The sequence below is a fragment of the Streptomyces marokkonensis genome, assembly GCF_039539045.1.
Classification (GTDB): Bacteria; Actinomycetota; Actinomycetes; order Streptomycetales; family Streptomycetaceae; genus Streptomyces; species Streptomyces marokkonensis.
In genome coordinates, this window is the sequence record NZ_BAABCQ010000009.1 from 18106 (window position 1) to 40853 (window position 22748).

The window sequence follows — 22748 nt, forward strand, 5'->3', positions numbered from 1 at the left end:
CTTCTGCGGAGGTCAGCCGCCGCGCGCCTTTCGGCGTGCCTCGCGGTGAGCGTCGATGGAGTCGTCGTTCTTGGGGCGGCCTCCGGAGCTGCCGGAGAAGTCGCCGCTGGTGCGCGCGGGCGCCTGGCTCGCGGCCTTGAGCTTGGGGTTATCCGCGACCGCGGCCTTGATGGCGGCGGACACGGCCTTCGCGAACCCCTCGTCGGACGGGTCGAGGTCGTCGATGGACGTGAGGAAGGACCGAGAGTCGGTCAGGGCCGCAGCGTCCGCGCCGTACTTGCCCGCGCTGCGGAACACGGCCAGCTCGATCGCGGTCTCGCGGTGCGCCTTCTGCGTCCGCTCGATCTCGGCCGTGAGCTTCGCCGGATCCGGTGCCTCGTCCTTGTCGTCCTTGACCAGACCGAGCGCCTTGCCCATCTCCTGGACGAGCTGCGCCTTGGCCTCCTCGGCCGCCTGCTTCTTCGCCCCAGTGCGGGCCTTGGCCGCCTCCGAGTTGGCCTGCTTCAGCTCCTTACGGAGCCGCTCCAACTCGGCCGCCGGGTCCTCGTCCTTCTTCGCGGGCGGCTTCGGCTTGGGCTTGTCGCCCTTGGCCGCGTCGTCGTCCTGGTCGTCGTCGCCGGTCCCGCCGGCATCGTCGTCCTGGTCGTCGTCCGTGCCCGTGTCGTCACCGCTGCCGCCGTTGTCGGATCCGGAGTCGTCTCCGTCCCCGCCGTCGGCGTACAGGTACGGCGCGAAAGGGCCGTGGCCGTAGGGGTGTGCCCAGCCAGCACTGGCCTGCCGGGGAAGGGTTCGCTTCTGCATGCGTGCACTCCTGGTGCGCGTCGGGTGGTGTCGGCCCCGCGCCTGGCGGGGGTTGTGCGATCCGGCCCGCGCCAGGCGGGCGGAAGTCTGTGGTGCCGCTGACCAGCGACAAAGGAGGCAGGGGGAACATCCGCTGCCGAATGGCCTTACGGTCTGCTCATGACTGAGAACAAGAGCGAGCCTCAGCTCGCAGACCAGGTCCGTATCGAACTGCTCAACGCCATCGGTAGCGCTGCAGAAGCTGGCCACGGTGAGAACGCGCGCTACCTCGCCGAGGCTTACGCGATCGTCACCTCGAACGCGCCCACCGAGGCGAAGCCTGGCCCGTCCATCGCAGGCGGGTCGCCCTTGGCTGGGCGCCGGTAGTCAGCGTGCGGTCGTGAGCTGCTCGCGGTGACGCTTGCGAGGCAGGCCCGTCTCCGCGACCAGCTCACGCACCCGCGCCTGATACGCGCGCACCCGCGCCCGCGTCAACGTCCGTCGCGCATCGTCCATGGCTGCGGCCTCCAGCCGCTTCCACTTTCGGATCTGCCGCTCGTAGTACCGCTGCCGCTGCGAGTCCTCGTACGTCCCCCGCGACGGCTGTGCCTTCGGAATCCGCGAGATGCCCGGCAGGTAGGCGGACACCGTGTGCCGGCAGTTCGGGTGCATCAGACCCGCCGATCGGGCCTCCGGCAGCGACCCGGCCACCCTGACGGTGACCATTTCGCCGTCCTCCGTCGCGTGCTCCACCTGCACCGACCGCTTCCCGGGCTGCCCAGTACGAGTGAGGATCTTCCGCTCCCACGGACGACACAGCTCGCACTCCTCCGGCGCCTGCGACACGATCACCAGCACCACGCCGGCCGCGCCGAGCCGATCCGTGTGCGCCTCGACGGCCGCGCGGCCGACAGCGGAGCGCATCGCCATCTCGACGTAGGACCGCAGCTCCCAGGAGCGGCCCCGGGAGTCGACGAAACCCTTCACGCCGCGGCCGGCGAAGTCGTCCAGCGCCGACTGGGCGGCCTGGCGTCGGGTCTGAGCGCCGAGCACGGGCGCAGCGGCGGCCCGGGAGACGACGTCCCGGTAGGCGTCCATCGAGGCCCGAAGCATCCGCAGATAGACGGGGCCGGTGTCGGCGATGACGGCCTGCGCGAGACGGTCGATGACCGGTGCTGTGGGAAGAACGGTCGCAGCGGCGGCGGCCTGGCCGACGCCGAGTGCCCCCAATTCGGCGACGGCCGCCTGCTGCCCACGGTCGTACGCCTCGGCGAGGGCTTGCCCGATCGCACCGGACGCGTCCAGCTGGAGGGCGGCGATCACCTCGTCGATCGCGGCCTGCAAGTTGCCGATGGCGGCGAGCTTCAGCTGCACCCACACCGGAGAGTTGATGCCCTCGGCCAGGGCGCGCCGGATCTTCTCGATCAGCACGCCCTCGGCGGCCTCGTACAGGTCAGCGACGGCCGCGGCGAGGTCTTCGGCCATGGCCGGGGACACAGGCACAGCCGACCACCTCCTACGGCAGCGCGCCGGTCTGCATCGGATCGGGCACCGCGGTGCCGTTCTCCAGCTGAATCCGGCCGACCTCCGCCTGCACCTGGTCGTCGTCCCACTCAGGGTGGGCCATCCGCACCAGCGTGTCCGTCGACGCCGCCTGCGCCCGCCTGAGCACGTCCACGGTGTTCGCCAGCGACAGCGGATCCTCCTGCACGGAGTCCTCAAACTCGACCGTCGGCCGCTGCGGGGTGAGCCCGCCACCGAACGCGTACTGGTCGACAGCGAGGAGCGCCTCCACCAGCTGCGCGAGCGCCGGCCGCCACCGCAAGATCTTCCGGCCGCGCGTCGTCATCGACCGTCGCTCCCGGGCGGTGACCTCCGTCGCGGTGACAGCGACGTCGCCACCGATACCGAACGTCTGCCCGCTGTACCCGGCGGAACGGAGGATCTGGTTGACGAGGTCTTCCGCCGTGTCGTGATGCTCCTGCACGCGGATCGCGAACTGGGCGACCGTGAGCTGCATGCCGCCACTGGCCCCACGGTCGAGCATGCCGACCCCAGCGAACGCCTCCTGATCCGGATTCCAGCTCGCACCGCGCCCCGGCCCGTTGGACTGGAGGTACGTCTCGGGGACGACGATGCGGCCCTTGCCGAGGCGGATATCCCGCATCCAGCTGGAGTAGGTCTCGTCGAGGGCGTCCATGAGCGGCTCGACGCCGTCGAGGTCCGAGCGGCCCCAGTCCTTCAGCGTCTGGTTGCAGCGCCACCGGCGGCTGCTTTGGTTGGGGATGTAGACCACGTCCAGGCCGGCGTACCCGGTCTCGACCGCGCCTTCGTCGTTCACCAGTGAGGCGAACCCGGTGGTCTCGTCCGAGTCCTCCAGCGGGACAGGCCGGCCGAGCTTCTCCTTCGTCCCCTGATAGAGGCCGTGCAGGATGACGCCCGGCTCGTGCCGCTGAAGGTATCGCCAGACCTGGCCGTCCTCTTCCCTGACCACTTTCCAGAAGGTGACGGCGGAGAGGCGGCCCCACTTGAATTCCGGGAGCGCTCGGTCGGCGTGCTCCGCGGTGACCCAGGCTCGATCGGCGACGTCCTTGTCGTAGACCGGCCGCAGGTAGATCCCGCCGAGCGCGGCACCGACCTCGGCCGCGGTCTGGAGGGTGGCAAGCAGGCCGTCGTCGGTGAGGACGTCGAGGCGCTTCTGTGTCGTGTCGTCGTCGACGGTGAACGCTGGCGGCTCGCTGAAGAGGAGGTCGGCGCTCCCGCCGCAGAGGTCGCCGGCGATCGGCACGTGCATCTTCGTGCGCCGCTCGCCCGGGGCGGTCGGTGTACCCCACCACCAGCGGGCCATCCGGCCGACGACTCCGCCGGCGTACTGCAGTCGCTTGGGGTCGGGTCCGCCGCCGGTGCTGCCGCCGTAGAGCTGCTCCAGCCGGTCGGGGTCGCCGGACCACCAGGTGTCCCAGGTGTGCATGGCGTCGAGTGCGGGGCCGAGGTAGGGGGGCGGCCAGGTGGTGTCACCCGTGGGCAGCGGCATCAGACTGCCTCCCGTTCCATCAGCAGGTGCGCAAGGCTCAGCCACGAGGTGGCGAGTTCGTCGAGCCGTTCCATCAGGGCGAGGTTCGTCTCCAGCTCGGCGGCGCGCAGGAGCCGGGCGGCGTTCTCGATCGCGGCGTCCGGGGTGATGGGCTGCTCAGCCATCAGGCGGCTACCTCCAGTCGAGTCGGTAGGTACGGCCGCCACAGGGCCTCGGTCGTACGAACGCCGTAGCGCAAGGCGTCGCAGCTGTGGTCGTTCTCCTTGATTGGCTTGTCATCGCCACGCTCAGCCGCCGCACTGTCCCAGCTGTAGCCCGGGATCTCCTCGATCAGCCCCTGCGCCGACTCGTGCACCATCAGGCCGCCCGTCGAAAACAAACTGCCGACTGTGCGGATACCGTCCATCACCGCGTTGTCCGCCGGCGTCACACCAGACACACCGTCGCGGTGCAACTGCTCGATGTACGAGGCCGCCGACGGGTCCACCACCGTCCACTCCGGCTGAACACCGACCACGTTGCTCTGCGGCTGCGCCACCGATGCCAGCCACCGGCGGCGGCCCTGGCTGTACTCGGCATCCGTCATCTTCCGGCGCTGCACGCGGGAGTCCCACCGGTACTCCGAGACGACGTACAGCCGGTGATCCGAGCCGAGGCCGATCAGAAGGTCGGCGTACGGGTTGGTAGTGCCGTAATCGATGGCGTCGCAGAACCACCGGGTGATCTGCGGCAGTTCCTTGACGACGTGGCGCTGCTTGTCGAATGCGTCGTAAATGACGCCCTCTGCCAGGCACCATTCGCCGAGGATGTACCGCTTGAAGAACAAGCCCTGGTGGGACTTCTTCAGGGACGCAACGTACGCGGCGGGCAAGGCCGGGTTGTCGTCGAGGACGAAGCTGAACCGGGCCACGTCCAGCGCGTCCGGATCCGCGGTCTCGACGAGGGTGCCGTCGCGGCGCAGGTGCAGCCGGGCCCGGTCGAGGATCTGCGTCTTCAACCAGTGGTTCGGGCCCTCGGGGTTGGTCGTGGCGAACCACTGGGCGTCCTCGACGCTGAGTCGGGTCTCCAGCATCTGGAAGAAGTTCTCGGGGTAGGTAGTCAGCTCGTCGCAGTACGCGCCGGCCAGGGTGAGGCCCTTGATCTTGTCGGCGGCCCGCTCGTCGTTCGCGCCGGCCACGTAGATGGTGCGGCCGAAGATGATGACCTCGCCCGCGCCCGCGCGGTAGTCGCAGCGCTTCTTGCCGATCATCTGGACGATGACGTCGATGATGTTCCGCTTCAGCGTCCGCTCGGTCTTCCCGACCATGAGTAGCGCGCCGGGCGGGCCGGTGCGGACGTACCGCAGCCACACCATGATCGAGCCGATCGTCTTGCCCGAGCGGACCGCGCCCTCCCAGAGATTGCCGCGGGCGGCGGCCAGCTGCGTGGCGCGGAGTGCCTTGCCGGCGAGTGGGGTGAACATCGCTGCCCCCTCACTCGCCGCCCGGCATCATCCCCCTCAGCCACTGATCGACTGCGGCCAGTCCCTCCAGGTCCTCGCGCTCCGGCGGGACGAGCTTCAGGCTCTTCTCGATGGCGATACCGGCCGAGGCCATAAGGTCCTTCTTGGCGTCGGCCGGCGGCTCGTCGAGGTTGTGCTCGGTGTACTTGTTCGCTCCACCGCCGATCCGGAAGACCTTGGCGGGCTGCCACATCTGCTCGGTGAGCCGTTCGGCGTCATCCTGGAGAGCCTCGGCGAGCATCGCGCGGCGCTCGGCGAGTTGGGCGACGCGATGGCGGGTGGCCTCTTCGGTCATGGTGACGTCAAAGACGAGGTTCTCCTCGGCGCAGATCAGGGAGATGGTGCGCTGGGCGCGGCCAATGAGCCGGGCGATTTCGTTGCGGCCCTTGCCTTCGCCGTGGAGGCGGATGATCTCGGCGCGTTCCTCGTCGGTGACCTGGCGCATGTCCTTGCGTACGGCCACAGGGCCACCTCCTCGGGGACGTGCGAAGGCCCGGCCGCTCCGGGGGTGTGCGGCCGGGCCAGTCAGTGGTGTGCGGTCAGACGTTGCAGAAGCCGATGCTCTTCAGGGCCTGGTTGATCTGCTTGCCCTGCGCCTCGGTCGTCGTGACGTCCTTGTACGTGAAGCGCTGCGACGCGAGCCAGTCCGGCCGCTTGACGCCCTCACCGAAGGCGCTGCACTGGTTGCGGGCGGCGTCGACGGCCTTGTCCTCGTAGCGGACGACGTCCGGGGCGGCCTTGGCCAGGGCGTCGAGGAGCTGCTGGCGCTTCTCGCCTGTCGGTCTGGGCGGGAGGCCGGTGCCCTTCGCGGCGTCGGCCGTCTCTGCTTGGGTGGGCTCTTGCTCGGTGGCCGGGGCCTTCGGCTTGGTGTCGGCCTCGTCGTCGCTGCTGGAGCAGGCGGTGAGGGCGAGAAGTGCGCCGGCGGCGAGGGCTGCGGCGGCGGTGCGGGTGTTCATGGTCCCCCCTGGGAAGGATGTGAGATACGGGGGGAATGATGCCGCGTGCGGGGCTTCCGGTTCCGGGCATGCCAGATCTGCGGCCTATGGTGCGGCATGATCGGCTGAAACGTCAAGCGAGGTTGAGGTTCTGGCGTTCCTCAACGGTGCGCTGCACGTTGCTGTTGGTCACGTCCTGAACGAGCCCGCACGAGCAGCGGACGGTCGTGACGCCGGTGAGCTCGCGGACCATCCAAAGATTCTCGTCCACGGACTCGCTGAAGTCGGGCTCCCAGCTCATCTCATGCTTCTCGGTCATGCCCTCATCCTCTCGTGCGGAAGGCCCCGCCGTCACGGAACGGCGGGGCCCTTCAACGGTCCTTCAGCGGCCGACGATTCCCCGTCGGCGGTGGGTGTCGGCGAGGTCGTAGATGATCAGCCCGCCATTGGTGCGCCGTACAGCGACCCCCTTCTGAGGCCCCTCCTCGGTCGTGTCGTCGTCGTTGTCGTCGGCGGGGTGACCTGCACCGACGACACCCGGCAAGGGGTCGAGAGGGGCAGGAGAGGGGCACTCGTCCCAGCGCAGCCCCGCCGACGCCGACCGGCCCTGCATGCGCACGTCCTTCACCGGCCACCCCAGCGCGGCCGCTGCGGCACGCACCGCGTCGGTGGTCGTGCCGAGGTGCTCGGCGATCGGTTTCAGCTGGGCGTGCGGGGTGCCGATGTCGCGGACCGTGGCGATCAGCGTAACGGCTGAAACCGGGGGCGGCCCGGCCGAGGCCTGGGCGACGGCGGGCTCGGGGCTCGTGTCGTCTGCCAGCTGCTCGCCGTCGGCCGGCGACTCGGGGACGGACGGCTGTTTCGGTTCCCAGTCGTCCCGGCCGCATCGGTACGAGGCGACCACCCACAGCCCGGCGGCGCCCCACATCAGCCACGGCGCGGCGCCCGCCTCGACGCGGGCATACACCGCTGCAGCGATGGCTATAACGATCTTCCGGAGAAGTGCGGCCGCGGCGATGAGCACGGCCAGGCGCAGTAGCCAGCCGACGCCTGACGCCTCCCTCAGCCAGTCGGCAGCGCGGTGCCAGAGTCGGCGGCCGGCGTGCAGGGCGCGGCTCACGAGGTGGGTGGCGAGCTGCCCGGATCCGGTGGCGATCCGCTGTCCGGCTTGGCGGATCCACTGCATCGTCGAGGGGGCGCTCACGCGATCGTCCCAGTGGCGAGGCCGCCGATAGCCCAGGCGCCCAGGCCGTTGACCCCGGCGATGACCTGCTGCGCAATGACTGCGGCGGTGCCGGTGCTGATGCAGAGGAGCACGCCGACCAGGACGCCCTTCCACCACTTGCCCTTCACGGTCTTTGCGATGGACTTCCGCAGTAGCCACAGCGATACGGTCAGCGCGGCGACGACGATGGCCCCGTACCCGTCGATACGCGGAGCGGCGGCGCTGCCCAACGTCTGGGTTGGGGTGCCGGTGAGCCATCTCATGGCCAGGTCGCCGACGCTGTTGCCGCCCCAGCGCAGGAAGTTGGCGAAGGTCCCGAGGAGACCGGCGGGGCAGGCGATCATCAGGATGCCGCACAGGATGCCGGAGCCCAGGGGGACCAGGGCTTTCGGGTCACGGCCACCGGGCGCGCCCGGGCCTGCGGCCTTACCGCCCCCGCCGCCCTTGTGCCAGCGCCACAGCTCGGTGCCGAGCAGGGCCAGACCGAGGGCGAAACCAGCGGTGCTGATGGTCGTGGTCGTGTACTGACTGGCGGCCACGGTGACGTTCATGCGGGCTTCACTCCGGTGAGGGCGTAGACGAGCGTGGTGATCGGGAGAGTAAGGACAGTGCCAATGACCGCGGTCCACAGCAGGAAGCGGGCCAGAGCAGCGCGCCACTTCGGCGCCCACAGGTCCGGGTCGGCGTGCAGGGCCTCGACTCGGCGGGCGTTGTCGAGGACGGCCAGGACGATCAGCGGGATGACGGCCATGGTCCAGGCGCCGGCCAGGCTCTCCTCGTCGCGGACGGTGGCGAGGAATGCGCCCCACGGTCCGGCGAACGTCAGAGACAGGGCGGCCAAGGCGAGGTTGTAGCCGATCCGGATGCGGGACCACCAGCGCGGCCCAGGCTCCGGGTCCGGGATGGCGGGCGGTCCGCCTGGGGTGATGTCGATGTGGACGTGGACGTCGATGGGTACGGGCGGGGGCGGTCCGGACGGTCCGGATCCGGGCCGCCACCAGTCCGGATCGGCGGGCGGACGGGGCGGTGGAGGTGGCGGGGGGACCGGCGCGGGCAGCGACTGCCCGGCCGGGATGACCCGCGTCGGCGTGATCGGCTGACGGTCGGTCACAACACACCCGCACAGGCGAACGAGACGACGAGCACCACGGCCCACGCGCAGCCGACCCAAACCCGACCCTCGTCGAACGCGCGGACCGCGATGACGACCGAGCAGACGGCGATGACGTAGCCGAGGGGCGGCATGGCGACCATGGCCAGGATCAACAGGCCGGGCAGGGCGAGGGTGACCGCGAGACCGGTCAGGGTCGCGAGGAGCCAGCCCTTTCGGCGCAGGAGCCAGACGGTGGCCAGGCCGGGGGCGAGCCCAGCGAGGCAGATGGCGAGCAGCAGCATGGTGTCCTCGGGCGGGCTGGTGGATGGTGGCGGGACGGGCGGCGCGTGATGGTGGCCGGCGGGATGGACGTCGAGCTGGTGGAGGTAGTGGAGGACGCGTAGCTCGTCGGCGCCCTGGCTGGTCATGAGGCGGTCCTCACGGGTCGGAGAGGGGTAGGGCGGGGTCTGCTTGCCGGGTCTGCACGGGGTCTGCTCGCCGGGTCACTCGCCGTTCCTGGTGGTGCTGGTGACTGCTTCCGGCAGTCGCAGCGAGGGCCAGAACACGGGGTGCTGGCCGTCACTGGTGGTGCCGGACGTCGGGCTCTACTCGCTGACGGGGGCGGCCTCCTCGTGTGCCAGGAGGGCGGCCCAGACGCGGCGGACGCGCTCCTCGCTGCCGACGTATCCGGCGTCACGGAAGTCCTTACGGGCGTGCCGGTAGGAGTTGGGCGGGTCGTCGGTGTAGCGGAGGTGGCGCAGGACGACGTCGATCTGGGCGTCGGTGAGGGGCTCGCCCGGCACGGGGGTCGGCACGCCCGTGACGGTGGCGAGGTCGGTGAGCGTGACGGGCTGTGCCGGGGGCGTGTCGGTCGTGCCGGTGGCGGTCTCGGTGTGGGTGCTGACCTGCGTGCCGGTGTCCGTCACGGGCTGCTGAGCGGCCGTGCCGGGGGCGGTCTCGATGGCCGGAGTCGGGTCGGCGGCGGGACGGTCCGTGCCGGTGGGCAGGGCGGGCGTGCCGGGGGTCGGCACGGCCAGCGTCAGGGACCGTGCCGCGAACGCCTGCGCCTTGGTGCCGTGCCGCTTGTCCGAGCGCTCCAGCCGCTTCTCTGCCTTCGCGCGGGCCTTCGCGATCCGGGCCTCCGCCACGGTGAGGGTCTCGGCGCGGGCAATCTGCCGCTCCATCTCGCCGAGGTGGCCGGCGGTCTCGGTGACGACGTCGGTGACCGCGGTCGAGCGCAGGTGTCGGGCGTCGGCGGCGGCGAGGGCGCGGGCAGCGCGGTCGGCGGCGGCCTGCTCGGCGATCGCGTTGGCGGTGTCTCCGTCGGCGAGGACGTTGCCGGCGAACAGCCTGAGCGCCATGAACGCGGCGGCGGCGAGCGGCACGAACGCGAACACCTTGGCGTGGCCCAAGACGAGCAGGGTGCCGGTGGAGACGCCGAGCGCGGCCACGGACAGGCCGAGCATCACGGCCATGCCGAGGCGGGAGCGCTGCCGGATCGCGACCTCCGACATGCGGAGCGCGCCGATCCAGAGGGCGTCGTAGACGAGGGCGATGGACCAGCCGGCGATCAGGCCGAGGCGGCCGTGGAGGCCGAGCATGGGGCCGAGCTGGCCGCCGACGGTGATGGCGACGAGGGCGAGCGCGGCGAAGACGAGGAGCTTCTCGACGACGGCGAACAGGTCGAGGCGGCGGAGGCGTTCCATCGGGGTCCTTCCGGGTGGGGGCCGCCCGCGCGGGGGGGTCGCGCGGGCGGCCGGTCGGGGTCGGGGTGGCTACTTGGCGCGGCGTTCCTGGGCGATCCGTCCCAGTCCGGTGAGCCTGGCGGGGTCGGAGACGGTGTTGCTCTGCTCGATGTCGAACAGGAGGCGGGCGGCGTCCAGGTGGGCCTGCGCGAGGATGCCCCAGCGCAGTCCCTTCTCGTCGTCCCAGTAGCGGACGGACTCCTCGAGGAGCTCTTCGGCCTTCTCAAAGTGCTCGGCGGCGGTCATGGCCATGGCGGGGTCCTTTCGTCAGATGCCGTCAATGGCGGCGGTCTCGGATCGGTGGGTTAGCGGGCGGGGCGGTACCACTTGCCGCCGCGGCGGTCCTGGGCGCGGTCGCGGTCTTCCCAGGCCTGGCCGTCGTGGGCGGCCTTGCGGGCGCCAGTGGTCTTCGAGCGGCGGAAACGGCCGGCGTCGCCGGTGACAGAGGTGCCGGCGGCCGGGTAGGCGCGGGTCGACTGTGTACGGCGGGAGAAGAGGCCCATCAGGAGCGCCTCCTGACGGCGGTGGACGGCACGGTGTGCACGGCGCCCTGCCGGAGGAGCACGCCGCAGCCGTCGATCTGGACGCGGGCGGTGCTGCCGTCGTCGGTGAGGACGCGGACCGGAACGGTGGTGCCGCACTCGCCGAGCTCCGGGCGGATCTCCTTCTCCTCGACCTGGTGCATCAGCGGGTCCCCCGTCCGTGGCAGGTGCCGCAGGGGCGCCAGACGCTGCTGTGTCCGCCGTCGGGCGTGGGGGTGGTCTCGGTGTGTCCGCCGGCGCCGTGGCAGGTGGTGCAGGTGGGTCCCTGGTAGCTCACGCGGCCACCGCCGGCCGGACCTCGGTGGTGAACACGAAGATGGTGTCGAGCCAGGACGCGTCGGGGATGCGGACGACGCGGAGGGGCTGGCCGGCGCGGTCGGTGGTCTCCCACTCGTCGATCGCAGCGCCGGCGGCGCGCTCCTGGGCGATGAGGGTCTCGGCGTTCTCGGGGGTGTTGGTGCCCCAGCGGCTGCCGTGGTTGTCGTAGGCGATGGCGACGGCGTGCTGCGCCGGGCTGGGCTGTGCCTGGGTGGTGCGGATACCGTTGGGCACGGTCGTTCCTCCTGGTGATGCAGGTGGGATGGCTGGCCCCGGCCGGGCTTCCACACACCGACCGGGGCCGTTCTCGTTGGTGCAGTACGACCGTAGCGACTTGTTGCGTTCAGCGCAACAAGTCTGGGAGGATGAGCCCATGCCCGAACAGACGCCCCAGGGAGAGGAGCAGCGGACGATGCTGTCCTTCACCGAGGCGGCCGAACGGCTCGTCGCAGACGGCATCGCCCAGAGCATGACGGCGGAAGCGCTCCGCAAACTGGCCCGCGATCCGGCGTCCGGCTGGCCGATCGGCCCCGACGACTACCGCGTTGTGGGCAAGACGCGGATGCTCCCGTACGAGCTGCTGGTGCCGTACATGCAGGCGCGGCGGCGCGGCCGGGGGCCGGACAAGACTCAGCAGCGCAGCGTTCCGACCAAGAAGGCCGGCCGCGCGCGGAAGCCGCAAGGAGTACCTGTGACCACGACGACCGATCCCCGGATCGCGATCCTGTCCGCCCTGAACGACCCGCCGTACAACCAGCGTGCGGAGAAGCGTTGCGTCCCGTGGGACGAGGCGGAGAAGCTGCTCGGCGCCTACCGGGCGGCCGTCCTGCGGGAGGCTGCCAACCGCACCCAGGCCAAGATCGCCGGCGTGGAAGACGGCGACGACGACGCGGTCGGTCTGCGCTGTGGCCTTTTCATTGCTGAGGACCTGCTGCGCGGCATGGCCGAGGAGTCGGGGGCGCAGGATGGGTGAGCTGGTGCAGTGGCTGCGCGCGCAGCTCGACGAGGACGAGCGGACCGCGCGGGCGGCGTCGTGGACTGATGACGCGAACGTCTGGCATGCCGAGCCGTCGCCCTTCGATACCCGAGGTGCTGGGCAACGGTGGTACGTCGAGGACGCGATGGAGGACGGAGTGGTTTCCCACGTCGATCCCCGTGCGTCGGACGATGAAGGCGTGGCGCGGCATGTCGCGGAGTGGGACCCGGCGCGGGTGCTGCGCGAGATCGACGCCAAAAGGCAGATGCTCGACCTGCACCGGCCTGTACACCGGCGGTCGACCGGAAGCGGCGGAGAAACCATCGAGGACTGCCAGGTCTGCGGCCACTTCCCGGCGCAATACCCATGCGCCACGCTGCGCATCCTCGCCCTGCCGTACGCGGACCGGCCCGGCTACCGCATGGAGTGGCGGCCGTAACCCCAGGCGCGCGAGAGCCCCCGCACGAGACCTGTGCGGGGGCTCCGTCGTGCCGCCGGCCGGGCCCTGCGGTGCCTTGGGGGCGGGCCGGACGTCTGGGCTCCCTGACGTGGCCTAGGACACACACGGTGTGGGCCTCCGGCGCAGACGACCGACCCCGGCCCGGGACAGCATCGACGCATGACACCCAAGGACGCCTTCACCGACCTGCGCCACCGGGTCTTCATGACCGGCAGCATCTTCCCCACCTGGGCTGTGCCGCCGAGCGCCACCGGCCACCACATCGCGCTCGTCAGCGAGCGGCCGGCTGACCCGCCCTGTCCGTGGGTGGTCGCTCTGGTCGTGCGGGCCGAGACGCTCGCGCCGTTGGTGGACGCGGGCCTGCTCCGGCTCGGCAAGCCGGAGCCCATCCCAGAGTACGAGGGCCGGCGCGGGTTCCGGTGGGAGCCGGGAGCCGGGGGCCGTGGGGTGCAGGATCTGGACGCACTGACCGGGCGGGCCGTACGGTGCGGGTGCGCGCTTCCCAACGGCCGCGGCCCGCCATCCTCTCGGGGATCGGCGGGCCGCGTGCTGTTCAGGACGTGACGGCCACCCACGCCACGACAGCCAGCGCCGCGATCGCCAGCGCCCACCGAGCCAGCCGGACGCCGGATCGCCGCTGCTCCCGGCTCATTCGGCGCTGCGCCTCCATTTCCCTGATGCGCAGTCGCAGGTTGCCTTGCCGCTGGTCGCGGATGCCGAGCGTCTTGCGGATGGTGAAGCGGATACGGACCCAGGCCAGCCTCATGCCGCGATCACCCCGCCCTCCGCCCAGATCCGCCCGCACCCGGTGCAGTGCGCAACAGGTACCCGGCCCTCCCCACCGTGCACATCGACCGCCCCGTCACAGTCCGGGCACGGCGTCGACAGAGTCCGCTGCTGCGCCGCGATGTCCAGCGCCCGCTCGACCCGGTCCGCGGCGCCGGCCGCGATGCTCCCGATCCGCTGCTCCTCCTCCTCGGTGAGGCGCCGGCACGGCCCGGGGGCGCGCTCTATCCGGGCGAGGAGCCAGAGCGCGGCGTGGGGTGCCGTGCGGCGGCCGGTGTACCGCCAGCGGCGCGGGTCGACGATGTCCGCGTGGGCCAGCTGGGTGCGACGCTGCCGGTCGGCGGCGGCGATGTCGGCTTCGCGCTGGGTGAGGTACGGGTGCGTCGCGGTCCGGCGCGCGGTGGGTCCGGCGATGGGTGCGCGCTGGACGTGGTGGGCGATGTCGTCGGCGCACTGGACGAGGGCGGCTTCGACGGCGCGCATGGTGTCGAGGATGTGGAGGCGGACGGGGACGGGCCGCTCGCCGATCTGGAGCGGGTCACGTTCCTGGCTGCGGAGGTGCGCGGCGTGAGCGCGGTCGTAGTTGAACTCGTCGCGGTCGGCGGCGTCGAGGCGGGCGAGGTAGCCGCGGAGGCCGAGACCGAAGGCGCCGATCTGCGCGGGGGCGCCGGCGGCTTCGTGGAGGTCGGTCCAGTGCATCGCGCAGGTGCGGAGGTTCGTGGCGGTGGTGGTCATCGTGCATCCCCTTGGTACATAGGGCGGTACAGTGTGGCCACCGAAGGGGCGCGCCTGGTCTGGGGAGATCGTGGGCGCGCCCCTGCCGTATGTTCAGCGAGAGGACTTGACGGTCTGGGTGTCGAGCCAGTGCTCCACGTCGGTCCAGCGGGCCCGCAGGTGCCGGCCGACCTTGATGAGCTTCGGGCCGCCGCCACGGCTGGACCACTGATAAACCGTGCCGAGCGGAACGCCGCAGTACTCGGCGATCTCTTGCGGGGTAGCGAGCGGGCGGCGAGGCCTGGGCTGGCTGTTCATGGTCTCTCCTCGGGTAGGTGATGGTGCGATGAGGATGGCTGATGCGACCTCTCGGGGTTCGTCCGCGAACCACCCCGCCAAAGCAATGAGTGGCGCGCCCCTTCGTTGTCGGTCAGCGGGCGTTCTGCTCCGCGTCGAGCCTGTCCACGTACTCGCGAAGGGCATCGGCGGGCACCCGTCGCGATCGACTGATCTTGATGCTGCGGATCTGCCCGTTCCCGATCAACGTCTTGGCCGTCGTGATCCCGACGCTCAACAGACGGGCCACTTCCTTGGCGTCGTACAGGAGGCGATCGCCCGTCGTTGGGCTGCTGGTGTAACGCGCGTCGTGCATGGTCACTTCTCCGTGGTCTGGTCGGCGGGCGGGGTGACGTCGTGGACGCAGATGGCGCCGGACGGCTTGCCGCAGCAGGGGGCGGCCTCGGTCGCTTCCGTCGCTGCCGGGGTGGGCTCGCCGAGCGCCTGCACGGTCGGGCACGGCCAGGGCACGAGGTACTGGTAGCCGTCGCCTCCGTCGCAGCTGCACGTCTTGCACTGCTGGCCGTCGGGGTCGGCGGTGCCGTCCGGCTGGGGCTGGTGGAGGGTGCGCACCCGTTCGATGGCGGCCTCGGCCCGCTCGGCGCGCCGCTTCTCGTCCCGCCACTGCCGGTTGCGGAGGCGGATCTGCGCCCACAGGTTCTGAATCTGCGTGGGGTCGGCGCCGTTCGCGCGGAGTCCGGCACGGAGAACGCGCAGCTCGGTCTCGGCGATCCGGGCGCGGTTGGCCTGGGCGTCGGCGTCGCAGGGCTCCAGGGCGCCGTCTGCGGCCACGCGCATCGTGGTGTCGATCAGGTCGACGACGTACTCGGCTGCCAGCTCCTTGCCCTTGGCGCGTGCCAGGCCATACCGGAGCAGGTGGAGGACCTCGCGAAGCTGGTCCCGCTCGGCCTGGGCGCGCTCGAGGTCGGGCACGATCTGCTGGACGTGCCGCCGGTTGCCCGCGGCGACGTGCTCCAGGGTCTCGATGCGGGCGTACAGGGCGTCCAGCTGGTCGCTGGTGATGCTGTCGACGGTGTGGCGGTCGGTCACTGGGTCCTCCGTGCTGCGCGCTTCATCGCGCGTCGTGCGGCTCGGTTCGGTCGGGGGCCGGGTGCGGTGTCGTCCACCAGCTGCTCGACGCGCACCAACTCGGTCTGCCAGGTGACGCCCGGGGCGGGCGTGTGCTCGCCCCGGGGAGTCGACGATGGGGCGGTCACGGCTGGCCCTCGGTCGGCTTCGCCCGCAGCGCGTCGGCCACGGCCAACAGCGCCGAAGCGATCGCCAGGTTCGACCGGGCGGTGAGGACGGCGTTCGTCGTGACGGGGTCGATGGGTCGGCCGTACTCGCCGACTCCGGTCACGCGGTTGGTCTGGTCGCTGACCTCGTTGATCTGGTGCAGGGCGTGGTCGTACGGGGTGTGGGCGGTGGGCTGGTTCATGCTGCGCTCCTGTGGTCGGTGTTGGTGGGGAGCATCTGCTCGTCGGCGGCGGCCGCGGCGTCCAGCGCGGCGTCTCGGACGTCCCACCGTCCCGCCGTGTCGCGGATCGAGGACGCGCCCCACAGCAGGAAGACGGCACCGGCCAGGCCGGGGACGATGAGGAGCGGGTGGTGGAGGGCGGAGTAGCCGGCGCTGGCGGAGGCCAGGAAGGCGCCGGTGTGGCAGGCGGTGATGGTGCGTTGGGCGTGGCTCATGGTGTTCCTTGCGTGGTGGGCGAGGGCCTGCCCTGCCCGGCCGAGGCCGAGCAGGGCGAGGCTGATGAGCGGGAGGGCGACGATGGCGGCGCCCAGGAGGCGGGCGATCACGGCGCGCCCAATGTGAGCTGGCCGGCCGCCTCGACAGCCGCGCGTCGGGTGGCGGCGGCGGTTTCGCGGTGGTGGTCGCGGTCGTAGTGGAGGTGGCAGCCCTGGCACATGGCGCGGAGGTTGGCGGGGTCGCAGTTCTCGGGGGTGTGGTCGAGGTGGGCGACGGTGAGCACGACCTTCGAGCCGGTGCCGTACGCGTGGCCGCCGTTCACGTTGGGGCAGCGGCCAGCGTGGGTGCCGCGGCCGCATTCGCCGTGGCATTCGCAGCGTCCTGCGGCGCGATCGGTGCGGATGCGGAGGCTGATCTGCTTCCAGTCGGCGGGGTACCGGTGGCGGTTCTCTGGGCGGATGGGCATCAGGCCGCCTCCTCGTAGTCGGGGCCACGGCGGGCGTACCGGCGGGCGGCTGCTCGGCTGCGGGCCCAGGTCGGCCGGTTGTGGCCGCGGAGGGCGCGCCAGGTGGCGCGGGCGATGCCGTACAGGCCGAGCACGGCCAGGGTGAGGACGAGGAGGAGGGCGATGGACCCGGTGATGAGCCAGATACCTCCGGCGATTAGGAGGGCCTGGAGGGTGTCGAGGGCTTCGGCGATCACGTGGCGGCTCCGAACAGGTCGAGCTGCTCCTCGGCCGGGTAGCAGGAGGTGCAGGCGCAGCGCTTCTTGCACAGGCGGCCGGCCAGACGGAGGTCGGCGAGCGGTGGCCAGGAGAAGCGGGCGTTGAAGACGTGGCCCTCGTACATGAACGTGAAGCCCTCACAGTCGTCGTGGAGGCCTCCCCAGCAGAGACTGCAGTACCTGGCCGGCCCCTGGCAGCGACAGTTGCCGCCCGCGACGAACGCGTCCGGGGCTCGGTCGAGGACGTTCTCGAAGACCCAGTCGGCCTCGGCGTCGGTCATCGCTGCGCCCCGTCCTGCCGCGCCCCAGCGGCGGACTGCTCGGCGGTCAAGCGGCGCAGCGAGTCGACGGCGGCCTGGTCCTCCTCGGTGAACCCGCCCTCCGACCAGATCCGTTCCTGGGCCTGGTCGAGGGCGTAGCCGAGCATGGTCCGCTCGGCGGGGGTGAGCGCGACGGCCTGCGTCTCGGTGGCTGCCGTCTCGTCGGCCATGCGGCGCAGCTCTTCAGCAGCGAGGAGGTAGTCGTCCTCCGCCAGAGCGGCGGCGGCTTCGCGGAGGACGGCGCCCCGGTCGGCGGGCGCGGGCAGGGCCGGGTGGTAGTGCGAGACGGTGGCCCCGTCCCCGGCCTTCCTCGGCGCCCAGGAGCACGCACCGGCGGGCATGGCGCGCAGCCACTCGGGCGAGCACGGCGACCACGTGGTGGCCTGGTCGGCGGGCGCGGGCAGCACGGCCAGCACCACGTCGGCGATCTGCTCCGGCTCCGCCTCGACCACCACAAGGCGGCCGTGATGCCACGCGACGGGCTGGATGCGCTCCTGGAAGCACTGCTCCTCGGTTTTCCCGCACTTGCCGTCGCACGCGGCGTCTCGGACGGCGGCGGCAATGCGGTTGCGGAGCGCGCCCTGGTCGGCGGGTGTCCGGCTCGCGTCGTAGGCGGCCAGCAGCTCGGCCTTCCCGGCGTAGCCGAGCGGCTCGCAGCGGGTGTCGTCGATCGCGGCGAGCAGCTGCTCACGGACGGCGCCCGGGTGCACGGCCTGGTCGGGAGACGAGGACAGCACGGCCAGGACCGCGTCGATCGCGGCGTCCAGCGCCTGCTCCCACCCGAGCCGGTACTCGTCCGTCCGGCCGGTAGGCGGCGTCTTGGCGTGGATGGCGCGGGTGATCTGCTGCGCCGGGGTCTGGTCGGTCATGACGGTCCTCTCGGGTTCGGGTGGTGGTGTCGGCCTGCGGTCAGACGTGGCCGAACTCGATGTCGGCCAGCTCGGCACGCGCCTCGGCGACAGTCGTCCGACTCATCGCGAGGTCGTAGATCAGACCGACGGCGTGGTACTCGCCGCTGTCGGTGGCATCGCGCAGCTTCGACGCGATCTCGCTGATCAGGTCGAACACCGCCGCGTCCGAGTCGGCCGGTTCGTCGTCCTCGCGCTCGGCTCCGGCCTCGTTGATGGCGTCGCCGATGCCCTGGACGAGATCGGTGCGCATCTCCTCGGGCATGTCGGGTTCGAAGGCGAAGTGGATCCGGGCGATCGGCCGGCCAGCGTTGAGGGTGATCTCGTGCTCGGTGGACGGCTGGAGGTTGTCGGCGCCGAGGTTGACGGCCCACTCGCCCACGGGCGCCGCCGGGATCATCAACTCGTGGATCTGGCGAGCTGCCTCGGTCAGCCCGTCCTGGTCCAGGAGGTCACCCCAGGTGGCCTCGTCGCCGTCGGCGTGCAGGTGCGGGACGTAGGAACTCCGCAGGGAGGTGGTGATCTCGTCGACGGTCGGCAGGTGGACGAGAGCGGAGAGGGCAAGGCCGGCTTCGGCGCGGAGGTCGTCGTCGGTGTACGGGTGTTCGGTGGTCACTGTGTGCTCCCTTGGCTGGATTGCGCGTGGCTGGCTGTAACCGGATGTCCGCGCTCAGGCGGGGCGGGGCTTGTCGCAGCAGGTCTCGCGGTTGGCGTACTTCGGCTCTTTGCAGGTGGGGCAGCGCCAGAGGAATCCGGCTCGGAGGCCGACGCGGGTGAGGGCGTTCATCTCGGTGGTGGTTTCGGCGGAGCCGAGGAGCTGGGCGATGGCGGTGGCGTGCGCTTCGCGCTCGTCCTCTTCGGTGGTCATGCGGTGTGCCTTTCGGTGTGGGTGTGGCCGTGGTCGGGTCGGTCGGGGTGGCTGCCGGTGGCGGGGTCGCATCCGAGGTGGGTGTCGTATCCGCGGTTGGCCCAGTCGGGGTTGATGGGGCGGTCGCAGATGGTGCAGAGAGGGCCTGTGGTGTCTTGGTTGTCGGGGTCCCCCTCCGTACCTCCCCCCGCCTTAGAGGCGGGGCGGGGGGAGGGAGGTCGGGGAGGGACGTCCCCCGGGGGTCCCCCGGGGTTTGGGGGGAGGTTTGACGTGGGGTTTTGCTGGAACTCCCCGGAACTCCCCCCTTGATCGCGGGGGAGGTGGCTTTCAAGATCGCGGGGGAGGTTCGGGGGGAGGTTATTCAGGGGCGAATCGGACACTCCGTGATGCTGTTCGTCACCCGTGTCCGGGTTCGCCCCGAAAGGGGCGCCCGAATTGACATCCCCCGTCCCGTTACGCACCTCGTCGAAGCTGTTCCGCTGCTTCCGGATCCGGACGGCTTCCTCGATCTTGTCCTTGCGCATCTGGATGCCGTACTCCGCGCACCACTTGATGACGCGAGGGCTGCCCCACTTCATCGACACCTGCGCCCGGTCGAGGACGGTGACGAGCCACTCAGGGGTGCCCTTCACCTCGCCAGGGGGCCGCTGGTCGAGGGACTCCAGCACGACGGAGGTGACCGGCCGGCCGTCTGGCTTCGCCTCGCCGTCGAGGGTGACGACCTTCAGGCCGAACTGGATGTCGCCGGACTCCTCGTCGTCCTTCTGCTTGCCGACCTTGACGGTGACGACGATGTTCTTGGCGTTGTCGCCCTTCTTCGACACGTGCAGCTCGGACTGGAGGGCGCCCTTTGCGCTGGAGGCGCCGCGGCCGTGTTCGCCGATGTGGCCGGTGTGGTGGACGACGAGGACGCAGGCCTGCGTGGCGCGGCGCAGCTCCTCGATGCGTTCGATGACGACGCCGACTTCGGTGTTGGAGTTCTCCTCGACGCCGACGGAGACGCGGGCCTGGGTGTCGATGACGATCATCTGCGGCTGGAGGCGGCGCATCGCCTCGGTGAGGGTGTCCCACTCGGGTCCCATGGCCTGGACGGGGCGCGGGAGGAAGAGGACGTTGTCCATCTTCAGTCCGTAGTGCTGTTCCCAGGCGCGGACGCGTTTGCGGATACCGCGGGCGCCTTCGGCGACGAGGTAGACGACGGTGCCCTGGCGGACGTACTGGCCGTGCCACTTCATGCCGGTGCCGACGTGTCCGGCGATGTCGATGGTGACGAAGGACTTCATGTGGCCGGACGGGCCGATGATGCGGGCCAGGGAGTCGAGGTGGAGGAGGTCGCCGACGAGGGGCTCGAGGGCGGGCATGTTGTCGAGGCTGGACGCGTCGAGGAGTTCAGCCAGGAGGGCGTCGGCGGGGTCGCCGGAGCGGCCGGCGGCGCGTTCGGACTGCCGCTTGAGGTAGTCGTCGATGAAGGTGACGGCGCGGCCGGGTTCGGCTTCGGGGGCGGTGGCCTGCTGGACGATGCGGCGGCCGAGGTCGGCTTCGGCCCGGAGGTCGGCGCGGCGGCGGACTTCCGCGGCGTAGTACTGGGGGTCGCCGCCGTAGTTGCCGAGCTGGGCGACGTAGCCGATGTCGCCGGCGCGGCGGAGTTCCTTGCGCTTCTCCAGCTCGATGCGCAGGGAGATGGGGTTGACGGGTTCGCCCTGGTCGTAGAGGTGGCCGAGGACGTCCCAGATCAGTTCGTGGGCGGGGAGGGCGAAGTCGGTGCGGTTGAGGACGCCGCGGATGGCAGGGATTTGCTTGGGCTGGTGCATGCAGCCGCCGAGGACGTACCGCTCTGCGTCGTACTGTTCGGGGCCGTCCTGGTCCGCCGGTTCGCGGGTCATGTGGCGGACGTTGTCCACGGGGCGGTCTCCTCAGAAGAGCGTGGTCGGTTCGGTGGTGCAGGTGTGGCTGGTGAGGTGTTGGTGGGGGCAGTCCGGTGGGTGGCGGGTGTGGGCCCAGCGGAGCCGGAGGGGCCCGTGGCGGGGGCGGGGCAGGCACCAGACGAGGTTCATGTCGGTGGAGCGGGCTTTCGCGGCGGGCCACGGGCGGGACTCGTCCGGGGCCGGGAGGTCGACGATGGCCTTCAGGGCTGCTGTGGTGCCGACCCACTGGATGAGGAGGGGTGCCCGGCACGCGGGGCAGCGGCGGGTGCCGTCGCTACCGCTGCCCCGCGGCCGGGCCCCGGTCACGCCGGCGTGCCGTTCATGACCGGCTGCTCGATGTGTCCGTCGATCGCGTCGACCACGTCACCGAACGCGGTGCGCAGGATGTCGGTGGGGCGTTCCAGCTTGTAGCCCATGCGCAGCCCGCGGTCGGTGATGCGGTACCGGAGGCGGGCGGTGAGCCGGTAGCCCTCGCTGCCCTCGAACGGCACCAGGCCGATGACGAAGGTCTCGGGGACGGTGAGCTGTCCCTTCTGCCCGGCCTTCGTGGTGGTGGTCTCGACGTACTGGAACTGCCGCTGTCCGGAGGAGAGGCGCACGCCGGACTGGAAGTCGACCTTGCTGGCGGCCTGGAGGGACTGGGCGATCTCCAGCATGTCGGCGGAGGATGGCTCCAGGAGCTCGGGGAGGTGGTCCTCGAGGAACTCGGCGAACGCTTCCTGGTCGAGGAGCTGGCCGTCGTTGTGCAGCCACTGCTTCCACGCGTCGGTGGGGCGCAGGGAGAGGACGAGGCGGTGGCCGCCCCAGGAGGGGGTGTCGGCGGCGTGGGCGTCGAGGACGGCGGTGACGGTGAGGCGCTCGCTGTCGGCGTAGACCTCGCTGGCTTCGCTGCTGTGCTTGGTGAAGTACGCGGTCCAGGAGCGGGCGTCGCGGACGGTGGTGGTGCCCGACTTCCGCGGGGGCTGGCCGGTGTGCTCGGGGCCGGTGAGGTTGACCTGGTGGACGCCGTGCGGGGTGTGGAAGGCGTAGACCTTGCCGGGGGTGAGTTCGGCCGGCGGTGCGGCGCGGAGGGCGGTTTCGACGATGGTGAGGGTGTTGTCGGTCATGGGTCAGGCCTTCTTGTAGTCGGTGGTGGAGGGGGCGCTGCGGAACTCGATGGCCATCTGGCGGGGGTCCTCGCGGACGGGGAGGCCCTCGTCGTCGAGGAAGTAGAGGGACTTGACCGGGGTGGGCTTGGGGGCCTTGACCGCGGACTCGACGCCGATGGGGAGCGGGGCGCTGTCGACGCCGTTGGCGGGCGGCTCGACGACGATGGTGATCGTCATCTGGCCCTTCTTGCCGTGGGCGCGGACGGCGTCAAGGAGGGTGTGGAACTCGGTGGAGAGTTCTTCCTCGGTGCGGCCGTTGAGGTGGCTGGCGAGGAAGGCGGCGACGGGGGCCTGCTGGATTTCGCCGGTTTCGGTGTTTGCGGTCATCGCTGGGGGGTGCCTTTCTGGTTGGTCGGGCGGCAGTTGGCCCGGCGGTCGGTGACGGGGTTGGCGCGGACGAAGTCGCGGACCTTGTCGCGGCCGGTGATGCGGCGGTAGGTGCCGCAGGCGGTGCAGAGGAAGTCGGCGACGGGGGTCTGGCCTCGGTCGGTGCGGCTGATCTGGAGGCCGCCGATCCAGCCGGTCACGCTGCGGCCTTGGTGGTGCCGGTGCGGCGCAGTCGGTTGTCGGCGTCGGCGTTCGCCCGGCGGCAGCGCGCGCACGGCTCCTCGCAGTCCTTTAGGTGTCGCTGGTAGCCGGGCCGGGTTCCGCAGTGCGCGCCCTCGTGGCGCATCCGCGCGTCGGTCAGGTGTGTCGGCTCGTAGCAGGCCCGGTCGCA

39 protein-coding genes are annotated in these 22748 nt (G+C 71.1%); 4 read left to right on the top strand and 35 right to left on the bottom strand.

Features of this window, described 5'->3' with window-relative positions:
- Positions 1-12: 12 nt before the first annotated feature.
- Positions 13-801, bottom strand: a complete 789-nt coding sequence (locus ABEA26_RS03585) for a hypothetical protein (protein WP_345589107.1) — start codon at positions 799-801, stop codon at positions 13-15.
- A gap of 159 nt (positions 802-960) precedes the next feature.
- On the opposite strand from ABEA26_RS03585, the gene ABEA26_RS03590 reads away from it, so the two are divergent.
- A complete protein-coding gene (locus tag ABEA26_RS03590) occupies positions 961-1167 on the top strand; it encodes a hypothetical protein (RefSeq protein WP_345589109.1) in 207 nt (68 codons plus the stop codon).
- On the opposite strand, the gene ABEA26_RS03595 is transcribed toward ABEA26_RS03590, so the two are convergent.
- From ABEA26_RS03595 to ABEA26_RS03670, 16 genes are all read right to left on the bottom strand, one after another.
- Positions 1168-2283, bottom strand: coding sequence for a phage minor capsid protein (locus ABEA26_RS03595; protein ID WP_345589111.1), 1116 nt, complete (start codon positions 2281-2283; stop codon positions 1168-1170).
- Between the two features lie 13 nt (positions 2284-2296).
- Complete coding sequence (locus tag ABEA26_RS03600) at positions 2297-3814, bottom strand: phage portal protein (RefSeq protein WP_345589113.1); 1518 nt, start codon at positions 3812-3814, stop codon at positions 2297-2299.
- Positions 3814-3978, bottom strand: a complete 165-nt coding sequence (locus tag ABEA26_RS03605; RefSeq protein ID WP_345589115.1) for a hypothetical protein — start codon at positions 3976-3978, stop codon at positions 3814-3816. Before ABEA26_RS03605 ends, ABEA26_RS03600 begins: the two co-directional genes overlap by 1 nt.
- Entirely contained in the window at positions 3978-5276 is a 1299-nt protein-coding gene (locus ABEA26_RS03610; RefSeq protein ID WP_345589117.1) for a PBSX family phage terminase large subunit, read from the bottom strand. Before ABEA26_RS03610 ends, ABEA26_RS03605 begins: the two co-directional genes overlap by 1 nt.
- A gap of 10 nt (positions 5277-5286) precedes the next feature.
- Positions 5287-5778, bottom strand: a complete 492-nt coding sequence (locus ABEA26_RS03615) for a helix-turn-helix domain-containing protein (protein WP_345589118.1) — start codon at positions 5776-5778, stop codon at positions 5287-5289.
- A 76-nt stretch (positions 5779-5854) separates the two neighbouring features.
- Entirely contained in the window at positions 5855-6271 is a 417-nt protein-coding gene (locus tag ABEA26_RS03620) for a hypothetical protein (protein ID WP_345589120.1), read from the bottom strand.
- A gap of 112 nt (positions 6272-6383) precedes the next feature.
- A complete protein-coding gene (locus tag ABEA26_RS03625; RefSeq protein ID WP_345589121.1) occupies positions 6384-6569 on the bottom strand; it encodes a hypothetical protein in 186 nt (61 codons plus the stop codon).
- A gap of 63 nt (positions 6570-6632) precedes the next feature.
- Positions 6633-7454 (bottom strand): hypothetical protein, encoded by an 822-nt coding sequence (locus ABEA26_RS03630; protein WP_345589122.1) that lies wholly within the window; start codon positions 7452-7454, stop codon positions 6633-6635.
- The gene (locus ABEA26_RS03635) at positions 7451-8026 is read right to left on the bottom strand and encodes a hypothetical protein (RefSeq protein WP_345589124.1); all 576 of its coding nucleotides are present in this window, start codon (positions 8024-8026) and stop codon (positions 7451-7453) included. Before ABEA26_RS03635 ends, ABEA26_RS03630 begins: the two co-directional genes overlap by 4 nt.
- Complete coding sequence (locus tag ABEA26_RS03640; RefSeq protein WP_345589126.1) at positions 8023-8586, bottom strand: hypothetical protein; 564 nt, start codon at positions 8584-8586, stop codon at positions 8023-8025. Before ABEA26_RS03640 ends, ABEA26_RS03635 begins: the two co-directional genes overlap by 4 nt.
- Positions 8583-8996: a hypothetical protein gene (locus ABEA26_RS03645; protein WP_345589128.1), complete on the bottom strand. Its 414-nt coding sequence runs from the start codon at positions 8994-8996 to the stop codon at positions 8583-8585. Before ABEA26_RS03645 ends, ABEA26_RS03640 begins: the two co-directional genes overlap by 4 nt.
- A gap of 177 nt (positions 8997-9173) precedes the next feature.
- Complete coding sequence (locus ABEA26_RS03650) at positions 9174-10274, bottom strand: SLC5/6 family protein (protein ID WP_345589130.1); 1101 nt, start codon at positions 10272-10274, stop codon at positions 9174-9176.
- A gap of 69 nt (positions 10275-10343) precedes the next feature.
- Positions 10344-10565 (bottom strand): hypothetical protein, encoded by a 222-nt coding sequence (locus ABEA26_RS03655; protein WP_345589131.1) that lies wholly within the window; start codon positions 10563-10565, stop codon positions 10344-10346.
- Positions 10566-10618: 53 nt separating this feature from the next.
- Entirely contained in the window at positions 10619-10816 is a 198-nt protein-coding gene (locus tag ABEA26_RS03660) for a hypothetical protein (protein ID WP_345589133.1), read from the bottom strand.
- Entirely contained in the window at positions 10816-10998 is a 183-nt protein-coding gene (locus ABEA26_RS03665; protein ID WP_345589135.1) for a hypothetical protein, read from the bottom strand. Before ABEA26_RS03665 ends, ABEA26_RS03660 begins: the two co-directional genes overlap by 1 nt.
- A 130-nt stretch (positions 10999-11128) precedes the next feature.
- The gene (locus tag ABEA26_RS03670) at positions 11129-11407 is read right to left on the bottom strand and encodes a hypothetical protein (RefSeq protein WP_345589137.1); all 279 of its coding nucleotides are present in this window, start codon (positions 11405-11407) and stop codon (positions 11129-11131) included.
- Positions 11408-11546: 139 nt separating this feature from the next.
- On the opposite strand from ABEA26_RS03670, the gene ABEA26_RS03675 reads away from it, so the two are divergent.
- The 3 genes from ABEA26_RS03675 to ABEA26_RS03685 all read left to right on the top strand — a co-directional run bounded on the left by ABEA26_RS03675 (position 11547) and on the right by ABEA26_RS03685 (position 13173).
- Positions 11547-12146, top strand: a complete 600-nt coding sequence (locus ABEA26_RS03675; protein WP_345589139.1) for a hypothetical protein — start codon at positions 11547-11549, stop codon at positions 12144-12146.
- Positions 12139-12588, top strand: coding sequence for a DUF6221 family protein (locus ABEA26_RS03680; RefSeq protein ID WP_345589141.1), 450 nt, complete (start codon positions 12139-12141; stop codon positions 12586-12588). Before ABEA26_RS03675 ends, ABEA26_RS03680 begins: the two co-directional genes overlap by 8 nt.
- A 180-nt stretch (positions 12589-12768) precedes the next feature.
- A complete protein-coding gene (locus ABEA26_RS03685; protein WP_345589143.1) occupies positions 12769-13173 on the top strand; it encodes a hypothetical protein in 405 nt (134 codons plus the stop codon).
- On the opposite strand, the gene ABEA26_RS03690 is transcribed toward ABEA26_RS03685, so the two are convergent.
- The 18 genes from ABEA26_RS03690 to ABEA26_RS03775 form a co-directional block, all read right to left on the bottom strand.
- The gene (locus ABEA26_RS03690; RefSeq protein WP_345589144.1) at positions 13163-13375 is read right to left on the bottom strand and encodes a hypothetical protein; all 213 of its coding nucleotides are present in this window, start codon (positions 13373-13375) and stop codon (positions 13163-13165) included. The two genes, ABEA26_RS03685 and ABEA26_RS03690, sit on opposite strands and share 11 nt — an antisense overlap.
- A complete protein-coding gene (locus ABEA26_RS03695; protein WP_345589146.1) occupies positions 13372-14130 on the bottom strand; it encodes a hypothetical protein in 759 nt (252 codons plus the stop codon). Before ABEA26_RS03695 ends, ABEA26_RS03690 begins: the two co-directional genes overlap by 4 nt.
- 93 nt (positions 14131-14223) lie before the next feature.
- Positions 14224-14427: a helix-turn-helix transcriptional regulator gene (locus ABEA26_RS03700; RefSeq protein WP_345589148.1), complete on the bottom strand. Its 204-nt coding sequence runs from the start codon at positions 14425-14427 to the stop codon at positions 14224-14226.
- A 112-nt stretch (positions 14428-14539) separates the two neighbouring features.
- Positions 14540-14761: a helix-turn-helix domain-containing protein gene (locus tag ABEA26_RS03705; RefSeq protein WP_345589231.1), complete on the bottom strand. Its 222-nt coding sequence runs from the start codon at positions 14759-14761 to the stop codon at positions 14540-14542.
- Between the two features lie 2 nt (positions 14762-14763).
- Positions 14764-15495, bottom strand: coding sequence for a hypothetical protein (locus tag ABEA26_RS03710; protein WP_345589150.1), 732 nt, complete (start codon positions 15493-15495; stop codon positions 14764-14766).
- Positions 15496-15658: 163 nt separating this feature from the next.
- Entirely contained in the window at positions 15659-15883 is a 225-nt protein-coding gene (locus tag ABEA26_RS03715) for a hypothetical protein (protein WP_345589152.1), read from the bottom strand.
- Positions 15880-16248, bottom strand: a complete 369-nt coding sequence (locus ABEA26_RS03720) for a hypothetical protein (RefSeq protein ID WP_345589153.1) — start codon at positions 16246-16248, stop codon at positions 15880-15882. The genes ABEA26_RS03715 and ABEA26_RS03720 overlap by 4 nt, the downstream gene beginning before the upstream one ends.
- The gene (locus ABEA26_RS03725; RefSeq protein ID WP_345589155.1) at positions 16245-16604 is read right to left on the bottom strand and encodes a hypothetical protein; all 360 of its coding nucleotides are present in this window, start codon (positions 16602-16604) and stop codon (positions 16245-16247) included. Before ABEA26_RS03725 ends, ABEA26_RS03720 begins: the two co-directional genes overlap by 4 nt.
- Complete coding sequence (locus ABEA26_RS03730; protein ID WP_345589156.1) at positions 16604-16840, bottom strand: hypothetical protein; 237 nt, start codon at positions 16838-16840, stop codon at positions 16604-16606. Before ABEA26_RS03730 ends, ABEA26_RS03725 begins: the two co-directional genes overlap by 1 nt.
- Complete coding sequence (locus ABEA26_RS03735) at positions 16837-17142, bottom strand: hypothetical protein (RefSeq protein ID WP_345589158.1); 306 nt, start codon at positions 17140-17142, stop codon at positions 16837-16839. The genes ABEA26_RS03730 and ABEA26_RS03735 overlap by 4 nt, the downstream gene beginning before the upstream one ends.
- The gene (locus ABEA26_RS03740; RefSeq protein WP_345589160.1) at positions 17139-18050 is read right to left on the bottom strand and encodes a hypothetical protein; all 912 of its coding nucleotides are present in this window, start codon (positions 18048-18050) and stop codon (positions 17139-17141) included. Before ABEA26_RS03740 ends, ABEA26_RS03735 begins: the two co-directional genes overlap by 4 nt.
- Positions 18051-18090: 40 nt before the next feature.
- The gene (locus tag ABEA26_RS03745; protein WP_345589161.1) at positions 18091-18705 is read right to left on the bottom strand and encodes a hypothetical protein; all 615 of its coding nucleotides are present in this window, start codon (positions 18703-18705) and stop codon (positions 18091-18093) included.
- Between the two features lie 54 nt (positions 18706-18759).
- Positions 18760-18957, bottom strand: coding sequence for a hypothetical protein (locus tag ABEA26_RS03750; protein ID WP_345589162.1), 198 nt, complete (start codon positions 18955-18957; stop codon positions 18760-18762).
- Complete coding sequence (locus ABEA26_RS03755) at positions 18954-20858, bottom strand: AAA family ATPase (RefSeq protein WP_345589164.1); 1905 nt, start codon at positions 20856-20858, stop codon at positions 18954-18956. The genes ABEA26_RS03750 and ABEA26_RS03755 overlap by 4 nt, the downstream gene beginning before the upstream one ends.
- 12 nt (positions 20859-20870) lie before the next feature.
- On the bottom strand, positions 20871-21188 hold the full coding sequence (locus tag ABEA26_RS03760) for a hypothetical protein (protein WP_345589165.1): 318 nt from the start codon (positions 21186-21188) through the stop codon (positions 20871-20873).
- Positions 21185-21988 (bottom strand): DUF2303 family protein, encoded by an 804-nt coding sequence (locus tag ABEA26_RS03765; RefSeq protein WP_345589167.1) that lies wholly within the window; start codon positions 21986-21988, stop codon positions 21185-21187. The genes ABEA26_RS03760 and ABEA26_RS03765 overlap by 4 nt, the downstream gene beginning before the upstream one ends.
- Before the next feature lie 3 nt (positions 21989-21991).
- The gene (locus tag ABEA26_RS03770; protein WP_345589169.1) at positions 21992-22357 is read right to left on the bottom strand and encodes a hypothetical protein; all 366 of its coding nucleotides are present in this window, start codon (positions 22355-22357) and stop codon (positions 21992-21994) included.
- Positions 22354-22557 carry a transcription factor WhiB gene (locus tag ABEA26_RS03775; protein ID WP_345589171.1) on the bottom strand — a complete coding sequence of 68 codons (204 nt, stop codon included), beginning with the start codon at positions 22555-22557 and terminating at the stop codon, positions 22354-22356. Before ABEA26_RS03775 ends, ABEA26_RS03770 begins: the two co-directional genes overlap by 4 nt.
- Positions 22558-22748: the final 191 nt, after the last annotated feature.